An 11,632-nucleotide genomic window follows, 5' to 3' on the forward strand; every position below is an offset into this window, starting at 1 on the left:
TGACACACGGGACGACTCGTTCGTATATGGATGGGGCGCTTGGGCCACCCGAACAGATGGCCGCAAACGAAGACGAGCTGACGCCGATGATGGCGCAATATTTCGAGCTAACGGGTCAGTACGACGACTGTCTTCTCCTGTTCCAAGTCGGCGACTTCTACGAAGCCTTCTGTGACGCCGCGGAGACCATCTCACGGCTGCTCGACATCACCCTCACTGCCCGCGAAGACAGCACCGGCCGGTATCCGATGGCCGGCGTGCCAATCGACAACGCGGCCTCCTACGTCGTAAAACTGCTCGACGCGGGCTTTCGCGTCGCCATCGCAGACCAGGTCCAAGACCCTTCAGAAACCTCCGGCATCGTTGACCGCGCGGTCACGCGCATCATCACGCCGGGAACCCTCACCGAAGACGAATTGCTGCGAACCGACGACAACAACTACGTCGCCTGTCTGACGGCGGGTTACGGGCTCGCACTCCTCGACGTTTCGACCGGCGAGTTCCTCGCCACGAGCGCGCGGTCGCTCGAAGCCATCCGCGACGAACTCGGCCGCTTTTCGCCCGCAGAGGCCATCGTCGGCCCCGGCGTCGACGAAGCCCTGTTCGACGCAAACTGCATGGTGACGCCGGTTTCTGACGATATTTTCGAGACCGACGCCGCCCGCGAACGAGTCTCCGAATACTTTGGCCCGCCAGACGCCCTGCTCGCCGGAAGCGCCGAGATTCAGGCGTGTGGCGCGTTGCTCGCCTACGCCGAATACACTCGCGGCGGCGAAGACGGCCATCTCGATTACCTCAACCACCTCACGCGCTACGACCCGCGCGAGTACCTCCTGCTCGACCCCGTTGCCCTGCGCAGCCTCGAACTGTTCGAACCGCGCGCCGTCCACGCCGCGCGCGACGCGACCCTCGTCGGCATTCTCGACGAAACCGCCTGTGCGCTCGGCAGTCGCAAGCTGAAGGCGTGGCTCCGCCGCCCGCTGGTTGACGAAGAACGCATCGAAGCCAGATTGGACGCGGTGGCTGAATTGACGACGGCGCTCCAGACGCGAGAAGCTGCCCACGACCACCTCCGCGACGTGTACGACATCGAGCGGCTCATCGGAAGAATCGCCCGTGGTCGCGCGAACGCCCGCGACCTTCGCTCGCTCAAACAGACCCTCGACGTGGTTCCCCACCTGCGCGACCTCTTGCGTGACTGCGAGACAGACAAACTCGGGTCGCTCCGAGACGGCCTCGACGACCTGCCCGAGATTCGCAATCTCGTAGAGCGAGCCATCCGCGAAGACCCGCCGGTCGAGATCACCGAAGGGCGCGTCATCAAACCCGGCTACGACGACGATTTAGACGACCTCAGAGACACTGAACACTCGGGCAAAGAGTGGATACGCGCTCTCGAAGCGAAAGAGCGCGAGCGCACCGGCATTGGCTCGCTCAAAGTCGGCTTCAATCAGGTACACGGCTACTACATTGAGGTGACGAATCCGAACCTCGAAAAGGTGCCAGAGAACTACCAGCGTCGTCAGACGCTCAAAAACTCAGAGCGCTTCTACACGCCCGACCTGAAAGCGCGCGAAGACGAGATTCTCCGCGCCGAACAGCGCGCAGACGAACTTGAACACGAACTGTTCCGCGAGATTCGCACCGACATCGCCACCGAATCGGCGCGGATTCAGGCGGTTGCGGACACGCTTGCCACTCTCGACGTGCTCGTCTCGCTCGCGGACGTGGCGGCGAAACACGGCTACACGCGCCCCGACCTCGGGAGTGATGGGATTCACATCGAGGGCGGTCGCCACCCGGTTGTCGAGCGAACCAAGCCGTCGTTCGTCCCGAACGACACGCACCTCGATAGCGAGAACCGATTCGCCATCCTCACCGGCCCGAACATGAGCGGGAAATCGACGTACATGCGCCAGGTCGCGCTCATCACCATCCTCACGCAAATCGGGAGTTTCGTCCCCGCCGCGGGTGCTGAAATCGAACTCACAGACCGCATCTTCACGCGCGTCGGGGCGTCTGACGACATCGCGGGCGGTCGTTCGACGTTCATGGTCGAGATGACCGAAGTCGCAGATATTCTCCGCGAAGCGACCGACTCCTCGCTCGTCCTCCTAGACGAGGTGGGCCGCGGGACGAGTACGACCGACGGCCTCGCCATCGCGCAGGCGGTAACGGAGCATCTCCACGACGAACTCGGTGCGCGAACGCTGTTCGCCACCCACCATCACGACCTGACGGCGCTCGCTGCGGACTTTTCGGGCGTGCACAACCTCCACTTCGAGGCCACCCAAACGGACGGCGACGTCGAGTTCCAGCACAACCTCTCGCCGGGGGCGGCGACGGCTTCGTATGGCGTCGAGGTAGCAACCGCGGCGGGGCTACCCGACTCGGTTGTCGAACGCTCACGAGAACTCCTCGATGCTGCGTCAGCGCACGCGCACCCGGAGTCATCTGTAGCCGACGCAGACGACCGCCTCGAAGCCCTGCTCAGAGACGTTGACCTCGCAAACACGACGCCGCTTGAGGCGATGACCGTCCTCCACAATCTCAAAAACGAGCTCGACTGACTACTCGGGTTCGAGGGCAACGAATTCGAGTCCGTTCTCGTCGAGTAAGTCGCGCGCCCGGTCGGTCACCGACGGGGCGACGAGAATCCCGCGAATCGTCGCGTCTGTATGTAGGTCGCGTCTGAGTGCATCGACGTAGCGCGCCAACTGGCCAACCGCATCCGGGCCGACGCGCCGCCGCTTTAGCTCTACCACGACGGTCGTGCCGTCTGCTGCTCTCCCAAAAATGTCCACCGCGCCTGCTGGCGTCTCTCGTTCTGTGGCGAGCGGTTGGAAGCCCGGTTCGATGAGCGACGGGTCATCAAGGATGCGCTGTTTCAAGTCGGCTTCCGTGCCCGAAACATCGAGGTCGCTTTCGTCGCTGAGGCTGAACGCGGACAGTTGCTCGACGGCTTCGAAGGTGACACAGAGTTCTTCTGCGGGCGTCGTGCGGAGGCTTCGAATCTGTAGCGAGTCATCACAGACGCTCGGTTCGTGCGTACAGCCCGGTGGCTGCCAGTTGACCGGCTTTTGGCCTGTTGCGGTGTGGACGAGCAACGAGCCGTCGGGTTTGAGCATGACGTGGCGGTCGCCGGGACCGAGATAGCTCGACGCGCGACCGTCGTACTCGACCGTACACCGACCGAAGACGGTCAACAACTCGCCGCGCTCGATGGCGGCGCGGAGGAAATCGCGGGCCGCGGTCGCGGTCGGGGCGGTGAGCGTGCGGGGGGTGGTATCCTCGTCTGTCGTCGTCACTGCGGGTGATTTGCGCGCCGTAGCATAAAAATCGCCTGTTGCGATCACGCTCGTTTCTGTGGAAAGATACAGTTCTCGCCGAACCACTCGGGGAGCGCAGCCTCGAAGAAGGTCTGGCTGGTTTCTGCGGTGAACTCACACTCCTCACTGTGGGCGCACAGACAGGCTTTCGCGCCGTCGACCCAGCCTTCGACGTAGCCCACGTCAACGGGTTCGCCGTCTCGAAAGACGACGGGGATGAGCGCGCCGTTTCCGACCACTTCGTCGCCGGTTTCGAGGCCGAACCAGACGGGAAGGTAGGCGGTCACCTTGAAATCGGGGCTGACGAGGTAGCACGCTTCGTGCGCGAGGAAATCGAGATACTCGGTGAGGATGTCTGCGAGCGAGAGCCCCGTTTCGCGCGGGGCGGGTTCGACTGCCTCTTGGGGGCCAAAGGGCGTCGCTTCTGTAATCGCTTCGACCAGTCGAAAGCCGAGGGCACCCCATTGGGAGTAGTGGAGGGTGTAGGTGCCATCTGGCTGTTCGTAGGCGACGAGGGCGCGGTGTCCCACGAGCTACCACCTCGCGTTCTGGGGTGGCTGTTGGACGGTACGTGCGGGGGGCTGGACGGAGACCATTGCATGGCCTGCTGGCCCTGGATTCCGATAAAAAATTTAGGCCGCGTCGATGAACTCGAGTATCTGTTCTGCGCCCTGAAACCCCTCTGCGAGACGGCCCACCACTTCGCCGTCTTTGAACAGCAGGAGGGTTGGCACGCTTCTCACGTTGTACTGTTCGACCAGTTGGATGTCGGTGATTGGATTGATGAGCGCGACGACGGCGTCGCCCGCGCGGTGGACGGTCCCGAGCACCGGCTCGATGCTCTGACAGAGCGTACAGCCCTTGGTGTAGAAATCAACGAGCACGAGGTCGTGTGCGGCGACGAGCGCGTCGAGGTCTGCTGCGCGTTCGAGGTGGACGGGACGGGGCGGTTTCTCGGTGGGAACGTCTGTCGTCACTGGCAGGGTTTCGGGCTGGCGCTATTTAGGGAATCTGGTGGGTCGAACTGTGGCACCATCAGTCGTCGGCCGGTTCGATAATCGAGGTGTCGAGCCACTCGTTTGCCCAGCGTTCGATTTCCTCGAACACGGGAAACAGCGACGCGCCCTTCTCGGTCAGGCTGTAGTAGGTCGCCACAGGCGCGTCCTCTTCGAGTCGGCGGTTTACGAAGCCGGTCTCTTGGAGGTCATCTAAGACACGAGAGAGGGTGCGCGAACTCGCATCGGTCGAGCGTTTGAGTTCGTTGAACCGCTTTTCGCCCTCTTGGAGGTCGTGGAGCACGATGAGTCGCCACTGGGAGCCAATCTGTTGGAGGGAGTCGATGACGACACACGCGTCCTCCGAATACTTCTCTTCGTCTGCGTCGTGACTTTGCATGTCGGTCTCTACGCTGTTCTGTGCACCCAACCACTATAGAGATTCGGATTAGAACCAGGTTGCAAAATGAAACTGAATGCGTTCGGCTGGTTGCGCCGCGATTAGGCTGTCGCGGCGTCCTGGTCTATTTTCAGAAGTTCGCGGTAGCGGTTGCGGATGGTGACTTCGCTGATGTCTGCGACCTCGCTCACTTCTGCCTGCGTAATCTCGGCGTTCGTGAGCAGGCCAGCGGCGTAAATCGACGCCGCGGCGAGGCCGACCGGCGACTTGCCGCTCAGAATCCCTTCATGCTTTGCGGTTTCGAGCAGTTGGCGGGCGCGCCGTTCGGTTTCGTCGCTCACGTCTAAGCCGGAGGCAAAGCGGCCGACGTAGCTGACGGGGTCTGGCGGCGCAATCTGCAAGTCGAGTTCGCGGACGATGTAGCGGTAGGCGCGCTGGAACTCCATCTCATCGACGCGCGTGACGGCGGCCACTTCGTCTACGGTTCGTGGATTGCCCGCCTGTCGGGCGGCGGCGTGGAGCGACCCGGTCGCCATGCCTTCGATGGACCGACCGGGGAGCAGGTCTTCTTCGAGGGCGCGTCGATAGATGACCGACGCCGTCTCGCGGATGGCTTTCGGGAGGCCAAGCGCACTCGCCATGCGGTCGATTTCACCGAGGGCTTGCCGGAGGTTGCGGTCGCGGGCGTTGCGGGTTTTCGTCCGGCGGTCCCACATCCGCAGGCGGCCGAGCTGCTTTCGCTTTCGCGCGCTCAGCGTGTTCCCGCGGGCGTCACGGTCTTGCCAATCGATGGTGGTCGAAAGCCCCTTGTCGTGCATCATCTTCGTCATCGGCGCACCGACGCGGGACTTCTGGTTGCGCTCTGCCGAGTCGAACGCGCGCCACTCCGGGCCGCGGTCGAGTTCCGCTTCCTCGACGACGAGACCACACGACTCACAGTGGCGTTCGCCGTGTTCGTGGTCAGTCTTGAGCAGACTTCCACACTCGGGACAGGTCACCTCTGTTTCCGTACTGCGAGGTGGCGTGCGCTTCGTCTGTTCTGACTGATTGTATGAGGTTACTTGTTGCACGGGAATGAGGGATTGGAGGTTGGTGGGCGTGTCAATACATGCATTGCTCAGGACTGTTTCGGGTTATATCCTCGCTTGGTATACACCAAATAACATCGATGACACCTGCTTACCGTGACGTGACTACCATTTCAAATTCTGCGTTTCTACGGCAACTACAGCCGAAATTCGCGTGATATGCGAACGTACGATGATTCCGGCACCGATACGCTCTTAGGTTGGTGTGTACCAAAGATAGTCAATGAGAGAGTTCGTCTTCAGCCTCACCTACGAACCGGGGGCCGACCCCGTCGCTGACGTGTTTATGGAGTATCCGGCCGCCCTCGCAAAATCCCTCGACTGTGCGGTTGCCGGAAACAACATGTGGCGACTCGACCGCATCACCGGGCCGGAAGCGGCGGTGTCGAAACTCACCGACTTGCTCACCGACGCCTCTCGGTGCAACGAGTGTCTGAACGACCCGACGTGTGATTCCTACCGCGAACACGAACTGCTCGCCGCCGACACGACGAGCGCCACCATCTACACCTACCGCCAAGGGATAGAAGAGTGTCGCACCCTGCCGACGCTCGCCCACGAACACCTCGGCCCGGGCCTGCTCTACGAAACCCAACGCCGCGGCGACTCCTACGAGTGGCGCATCCTCATGCGCTCTGACGGGAGTGTCGGCGAACTGTACGACGCCGTGCAAGCCGAACTCTCTGATGGCGTCAACGTGAACCTCTCACACCTCTCGAATCCGACTCACTGGACTGATGAGGCCATCACCGCCTGCGAACTCCCGTTCGAACAGCGCCAAGTGCTCGAACTCGCCGTCGCAAACGGCTACTACGAAACTCCTCGCAAGACGACACTCTCAGAACTCGCAGACGAAATCGACGTGCCCCAATCGACCCTGCAGTATCGCCTCCAGCGCGCCGAATCGTGGCTGGCAACCGGCTTCGTAAACGAGTGTCTCTAACTGGGTGACGGTTATCGTTGCTCACCGCCTACGTCTCTGTGACAAATCATGAGCGATGCACTTCCCGACATTGGCCAGGGGCTTCACATGACCCGCCCGGAGATCGTCGAGTTCCTCTACGCCCAGGGCGTCGGGACCCTCTCGTTTGCCACTGGCGGGCGTGCCTACGCCATTCCCGTCTCATTCGCGTTCGACGGCACCGACCGCCTGTTTTTCGAACTCATCCAGTTCGGTGACGCGAGCAAGAAACTCACCTTCGCAGACGCCACCGAGGAGGCGTGTTTCGTCACCTTCGCCATTGACTCACCAGAGCGGTGGCAAAGCGTCATCGCAACCGGGCCGCTCGACCACGTCGAAGACGGCGAGTACGGCGACATGGACGCGCTCATGGACGACAACGCGTGGTACCCCAGTCTGTTTCCGGAGAGCGACGAGGTGACGACGATTCGTCGGGCCGTGCTCAGAATCGCGGACGTGACGGGACGGAGAGGCCCCGACGCTGGGTAATCAAACGCTTTCTCACAGCAGGCCGTGGGTCGCGTATGGACACCTCGCTTTCTGCCGCCCGCGAACGCGATGCGGCCGACGACCTCGCCCACCTGCGCGAGCGGTTTCACACGCGCGAAGACGAGTGGTACATGGACGGCAATTCACTCGGCCTCGCCTCCACTGACGCAGAACGCACCCTCTCTATGGCAGTCGATGAGTGGCGTGACCTCGCCATCCGCGGCTGGACGGACGCAGACCCAGACTGGTTTCACTACGGCGAGCAGTTGGGCGCACGCCTCGCCTCGCTCGTCGGCGCATCGCCCGACGAAGTCGTCGTCGCCAATTCCACGACGGTCAACATCCACACGCTTATCGGCACCTTTCTTGCAGACAATCAGGGCACCGTCGTCGTAAACGACCTCGACTTCCCGACCGACCACTACGCCATCCAGTCACAACTCCGCGCGCACGGACTCGACCCCGACGACCAGCTCAGGGTGGTCGAAAGCCGCGACGGGCGCACCATCGACGAAGCCGACATCGAGGCGGCCATCGACGACGACACAGCCATCGTGTTCATGCCCTCGGTCCTGTATCGCAGCGGCCAGTTGCTCGACGTAGAACGCATCACGCAGGCGGCCCACGACCACGACGCGCTCGCCGGATTCGACCTCGCCCACTCGGTCGGCGCACTCACCCACGACCTATCGAAATGGGACGTGGACTTCGCTGTCTGGTGTTCCTACAAGTACCTGAACGCCGGACCGGGGGCTATCGCGGGCCTCTACGTTAACGCTCGGCACTTTGGCACGACGCCCGCGCTCGCCGGCTGGTGGGGCCACGACAAGGCAACGCAGTTCGAGATGCGCCACGAGTTTACGCCCGCAGCTTCGGCGGGTGCGTGGCAAATCGGCACCATCCCGATTCTTTCTGCTGCCCCGCTCTCTGGCGCGCTCGACATTTTCGAGGAAACCACAATCGAGGCGGTCAGAGAAAAATCGCTCGCACTCACTGACTTCCTCGTTGCGCTGGCCGACGCGGAACTGGTGTCGCGTGGATTTACGGTCGGCACGCCCCGCGACCACGCCCGCCGCGGCGGGCACATCGCGCTCGAACACGACGAGGCTTACCGTATTTCGCTCGCGCTCAAAGCGCGCGGCGTCATCGTCGATTTCAGGCCGCCGAACGTCGTCAGGGTGTGTCCGGCCCCGCTCTATTCGACGTTCGAAGACGTGTGGCACGTCGTGGACGTGCTCGCGGAAATCGTAGACGACGTTGCATATGCAAGGTTCAAACCGCGACAGGGCGGCGTCACCTGAAGCGTTGGCCATAGCCATTAATGGAGTCCCAATCGTCCTGCCCGACACACGGACGGTGGGGAATCGGTTGACGACCGATGAGCGGTTGCAGACGAACACAGAAAATGGGACAGCTTTCACTCAAAGAAGCGGTCGCGATGGCGCTCGGCGGGATGATCGGCGGCGGAATTTACTCAGCGTTCGGTATCGTCGTCGCCATCTCCGGAGACGTGGCGTGGCTCGCGTGGCTCACCGCGGGTATCGTCGCCATGTGCGCAGGGTACAGCTACGTCAAACTGAACGGCCTCGTGGACGACCACGGGGGCGCACCGACCTACATCGAGGAGCTGGTGGGCAACTCGACGCTCGCCGGCATGACCGGGTGGACCCTCCTGTTCGGGTACGTCGGGTCGATGGCGCTCTACGCCTACGCCTTCTCCTCGTTTTTCTCGGAACTTATCGGCCGACTCCACCTGTCTGGGATTCCCGTGGCGAACGCCGTCTCGGTGCTCCTCATTGGCGTGTTCGTCGGCCTCAACCTCATCGGCGCGTCCGAGACGGGGAAAGCAGAGGACGTTCTCACCTTCATCAAGGTGGTCGTCATCGGCATCTTCGGCCTCTGGGGGGTGTACCACGCCTTTCACGTCCAGAAACTCACCTTCGGTCTCTCCTCGATGTCGATTCGAGACCCCATCCTCGGCGCGGCGATGTCGTTCGTTGCGTTCCAAGGGTGGCAACTCCTCCTGTACGACCAGGACAAGTTCGAGAAGCCAAAAGCGAACATCAAGAAGGCCATCTACATCTCGATTCCCGTGGCGACGGCGCTCTATATCCTCGTCGCGCTGACGACGGTGAGCCTGCTCAAAATTTCGACCATCGCCGTCTCGCCCGAGGTATCGCTGCTGTACGCCGGCCTCCAGTTCATGGGGACCATCGGTGCGCTCATCATCGGCATCTCCGCGCTGTTCTCGACGGCGAGTGCGGTCAACGCCACCCTGTTTTCGAGCGCGCTGTTCTCCCGGAATCTCATCGACCGGGGCCTCTTGCCCGAGAAGATAGGCGGGAGTGGCGACGGTGAGATTCCAAAGCGCATCGTGGTCATCCTCGGCGTGCTGTCGGCCGGGTTCGCCGTGATGGGAAGTCTCAAGTCCATCACCTCCTTCGCCTCGCTGGCCTTCATCGCGGTGTTCGGCGGGATGAGCTACCTTGCGTTCGCCAAGCGCGACCAGCTAGACCTCCTCACGCCGATACCCATAGTTGGACTCGTGGGCACAGTGGCGTTCTTCCCGCTGTTGCTCTACGACCTCTATCTCAACAGTCCGGGGATGTTCGTCACCGTCCTCCTCATCGGGGTGGCGGTCATCGGCGTCGAACTGCTGTACTTCGAGCGAGAACCAATCGAAGACGTGCTGCCGTGGCTGTCGGGTGAGTAATCATGTCTGAAAACAGTGTTCTCAGCAGACGTACCGTCCTCAAAGGAGTCGGCAGCCTCGCGGGCGTTTCGGCGCTCGCAGGCTGTTCGAGCGTGCTCGGAACTGACGCAAACGCGTCCATCCGGTATGCACAGGCGCTCGCACCGAAGTCACTCGACCCGGTTCGGCTTGCAGACCCGTGGTCTGCGTCCGTGGCGACGAACGTGTTCGAGGGCTTGTATCGCTACGACCACGACATGAACCTCGTCCCGGAACTCGCGGCGGGGACGCCAATGGTCGAAGGGGAGGATAAGATCCACGTTGTGAAACTCACCGACGGGGCGACATTCCAGGACGGCACCGCGGTCACCGCCGAGGACGTGGCCTACTCGTATCGCGCCGTCCGCGAGGAGGAGCGCCCCGGTATGTGGCAGGTGCGGCCCATCGACCACATCGAGGTCCGCGACGAGCAGACGGTGGCGTTCCACCTCAAGAACCCCTACCCGGCGATGGACCACGCTCTGACTCGTGGAATCGTGCCCAAGGCGGTGCGCGAGTCGAACCCCGAAAAGTTCGCGCACGAGAAACCGGTTGGCTCCGGCCCCTACGAGGTGGAGACGGCCAAACCCGGCGAGCACGTCTCGCTCACCCACTGGACGGAGTATTGGGGCGAGACAAACCCGTCACTTGAACACGCGCGATTCGTCCAGAACCACTCGGACCTCGCCCGGACGACGAGTCTGAAGACGGGGCAAAACGACATCGTAGAGCGCGTCAATCCGCGGCTCTGGAGCGTGACACAAAACCTCTCGAACGCGGACACGGTTCTACAGGAAGGCTACCTCGCCCACTACATCGGCTTCAACTGCAACGAGGGGCCGACGGCTGACCCGAAGGTTCGCAAGGCAATCGACTCCCTCGTGGACCTCGACACGGTGACCGAGACCTTCGTCGGCCCGGTCGGCCGTCGTCAGTACGGCCTGCTCCCACCGCAACTGGCCGCCGAGTGGGACCTGCCGGTCGAGGAGTGGCAGTCGATTCCGCGCGCGAAGAACAAGGAGAAGGCAAAACAGCTGTTGAAGGAGGCAGACGTGGGCAACTGGGCACCGACGATTGCCGTACCGAAACACGACCTGTTGCGGGAGAAAATCGCCGAAGAACTCGCCCACGGCCTTGCCGAAATCGGGTTTTACCGCGCTCGCACCGAGAAGTACCCGTGGAAGCAGTTCCGCGAGAAAATCGTCTCGGGGAGTCCCAGTGAGTACAACATCTTCGTGGACGCGTGGGCGGGCGGCCCGGATCCGGACACCTACCTCTACCCGCTGTTCCACGAGAACGCAGAGGGGCGAACCAACGGGACGTTCTACCAGAACGAGGACGTGATGAACGTCCTGCGCGACGCCCGCCGCACGACGGACGACGAAACGCGCCGCGACCTGTACGAGTCGGCCACGCGCACCCTCCTCACAGAGCGGGTGGCGTTGCCGGCGTTCACGCTCGACAACTCCTTTGGAGTCTCGTCGGGAATCGAGGGTTTCGGCCCGCACCCATTCCCCGGGGAGAATCCTCGGCTCGAAACCATCGAATCGACCGAGTGAGCGTGCGTGGGCGAGTGACGTTGGGATCACCGAGTGGCTCCGCCGTCTGCGAAGGTATTTTCGTACCCATTTCGTAGATG

11 protein-coding genes are annotated in these 11,632 nt (G+C 62.4%); 6 read left to right on the forward strand and 5 right to left on the reverse strand.

From position 1 onward, the window contains the following. Positions 1-26 precede the first annotated feature (26 nt). Positions 27-2,570 (forward strand): DNA mismatch repair protein MutS, encoded by a 2,544-nt coding sequence (gene mutS, locus V5N13_RS11455; protein WP_336360865.1) that lies wholly within the window; start codon positions 27-29, stop codon positions 2,568-2,570. On the opposite strand, the gene nucS is transcribed toward mutS, so the two are convergent. From nucS to V5N13_RS11480, 5 genes are all read right to left on the reverse strand, one after another. Then, positions 2,571-3,308 (reverse strand): endonuclease NucS, encoded by a 738-nt coding sequence (gene nucS, locus V5N13_RS11460; RefSeq protein ID WP_336360866.1) that lies wholly within the window; start codon positions 3,306-3,308, stop codon positions 2,571-2,573. 44 nt (positions 3,309-3,352) lie between these two features. Next, positions 3,353-3,859 (reverse strand): DUF6735 family protein, encoded by a 507-nt coding sequence (locus tag V5N13_RS11465; protein ID WP_336360867.1) that lies wholly within the window; start codon positions 3,857-3,859, stop codon positions 3,353-3,355. A gap of 102 nt (positions 3,860-3,961) precedes the next feature. After that, positions 3,962-4,306, reverse strand: a complete 345-nt coding sequence (locus V5N13_RS11470) for a thioredoxin family protein (RefSeq protein ID WP_332898051.1) — start codon at positions 4,304-4,306, stop codon at positions 3,962-3,964. A gap of 58 nt (positions 4,307-4,364) precedes the next feature. Further along, entirely contained in the window at positions 4,365-4,724 is a 360-nt protein-coding gene (locus tag V5N13_RS11475; protein ID WP_336360868.1) for a winged helix-turn-helix transcriptional regulator, read from the reverse strand. A 101-nt stretch (positions 4,725-4,825) separates the two neighbouring features. Further along, positions 4,826-5,794, reverse strand: coding sequence for a transcription initiation factor IIB (locus V5N13_RS11480; protein WP_332898053.1), 969 nt, complete (start codon positions 5,792-5,794; stop codon positions 4,826-4,828). Positions 5,795-6,035: 241 nt separating this feature from the next. On the opposite strand from V5N13_RS11480, the gene V5N13_RS11485 reads away from it, so the two are divergent. The 5 genes from V5N13_RS11485 to V5N13_RS11505 all read left to right on the forward strand — a co-directional run bounded on the left by V5N13_RS11485 (position 6,036) and on the right by V5N13_RS11505 (position 11,552). Next, entirely contained in the window at positions 6,036-6,755 is a 720-nt protein-coding gene (locus V5N13_RS11485) for a helix-turn-helix domain-containing protein (protein ID WP_336360869.1), read from the forward strand. 48 nt (positions 6,756-6,803) lie between these two features. Then, a complete protein-coding gene (locus tag V5N13_RS11490; RefSeq protein WP_336360870.1) occupies positions 6,804-7,262 on the forward strand; it encodes a pyridoxamine 5'-phosphate oxidase family protein in 459 nt (152 codons plus the stop codon). Between the two features lie 35 nt (positions 7,263-7,297). Beyond that, positions 7,298-8,563 carry a kynureninase gene (gene kynU, locus V5N13_RS11495; RefSeq protein ID WP_336360871.1) on the forward strand — a complete coding sequence of 422 codons (1,266 nt, stop codon included), beginning with the start codon at positions 7,298-7,300 and terminating at the stop codon, positions 8,561-8,563. Between the two features lie 104 nt (positions 8,564-8,667). After that, positions 8,668-9,975: an APC family permease gene (locus tag V5N13_RS11500; protein ID WP_336360872.1), complete on the forward strand. Its 1,308-nt coding sequence runs from the start codon at positions 8,668-8,670 to the stop codon at positions 9,973-9,975. Positions 9,976-9,977: 2 nt separating this feature from the next. After that, entirely contained in the window at positions 9,978-11,552 is a 1,575-nt protein-coding gene (locus V5N13_RS11505; RefSeq protein ID WP_336360873.1) for an ABC transporter substrate-binding protein, read from the forward strand. Positions 11,553-11,632: the final 80 nt, after the last annotated feature.

This window comes from Haladaptatus sp. ZSTT2 (assembly GCF_037081775.1).
GTDB lineage: Archaea > Halobacteriota > Halobacteria > Halobacteriales > Halococcaceae > QDMS2.

Excerpts from the sequence above, each read along its gene's own strand:
- V5N13_RS11475 (WP_336360868.1), bottom strand. The coding sequence starts at position 4,724 with ATGCAAAGTCACGACGCAGACGAAGAGAAGTATTCGGAGGACGCGTGT.
- V5N13_RS11485 (WP_336360869.1), top strand. The coding sequence starts at position 6,036 with ATGAGAGAGTTCGTCTTCAGCCTCACCTACGAACCGGGGGCCGACCCC.
- V5N13_RS11500 (WP_336360872.1), top strand. The coding sequence starts at position 8,668 with ATGGGACAGCTTTCACTCAAAGAAGCGGTCGCGATGGCGCTCGGCGGG.
- kynU (WP_336360871.1), top strand. The coding sequence starts at position 7,298 with ATGGACACCTCGCTTTCTGCCGCCCGCGAACGCGATGCGGCCGACGAC.
- V5N13_RS11490 (WP_336360870.1), top strand. The coding sequence starts at position 6,804 with ATGAGCGATGCACTTCCCGACATTGGCCAGGGGCTTCACATGACCCGC.
- V5N13_RS11505 (WP_336360873.1), top strand. The coding sequence starts at position 9,978 with ATGTCTGAAAACAGTGTTCTCAGCAGACGTACCGTCCTCAAAGGAGTC.
- mutS (WP_336360865.1), top strand. The coding sequence starts at position 27 with ATGGATGGGGCGCTTGGGCCACCCGAACAGATGGCCGCAAACGAAGAC.